The 603-nt window shown below is 42.3% G+C and carries 2 protein-coding genes; both read left to right on the top strand.

The features are described 5' to 3' along the window. Nucleotides 1–290, top strand: a 290-nt coding sequence (locus tag R8O11_RS29350; RefSeq protein ID WP_318195140.1) for a hypothetical protein, incomplete at its 5' end; no start/stop codon positions are given. A 36-nt stretch (nt 291–326) separates the two neighbouring features. After that, complete coding sequence (locus tag R8O11_RS29345; RefSeq protein WP_025542121.1) at nt 327–455, top strand: hypothetical protein; 129 nt, start codon at nt 327–329, stop codon at nt 453–455. The last annotated feature ends 148 nt before the right edge of the window (nt 456–603 follow it).

Genomic DNA, 603 nt, shown 5'->3' with positions numbered 1-603 from the left:
ATAACAGTTCACCTAAGGCAATAGCTCGCCTTTGCGCTTGGGATTCGTTTTTTAACCAAGAGTTTGAACTTCAAGATCTTGAATATCAGATGGCCGATGCTGCGCGTCAGCGTTACGAGCAATCCAATGTAAAAAACGACATTTCGTTTAAAGCCTTCAAACGCGCCTTCTACAACGAATCCATCGAGATCTATAACTTGACCGATGGCGCAGCCATTCAAAAAGTCTTTACGCCATTAATTATGCTTGCCACCGCTTGGATTGTGTTTGTGTGCTCTGTATCGAACTAAGCACGCAAATACACTCCAAGAGGGATGAGAATCATCATGCCTAAGATAACGTTACTTCTGCTGGCCACTACAATTGGTATTGGCATTACGGGCGCTGCATTTTGTGTTGGTGTGACTTACACATTTACTCAGTTACCGTTAGAAAGCTGGTTTCTAAACCCATAAATACAAAAAAGCAGGACTCGATGTGAGTTCTGCTTTTCATTGTTTATTTGGCCGTAACTCGGATGAAACCTAGAATTCCCGGTTCATTTTTTCCAAACACGATAGAAAGGTTGATTGCTGCTCTGGCTCAATATGACGAGTAAGATCA

Source organism: Vibrio sp. 1288, assembly GCF_033344475.1.
The sequence above is the reverse complement of the archived record's forward strand: the minus strand, read 5'-3'. Positions and strand labels throughout refer to the sequence as shown.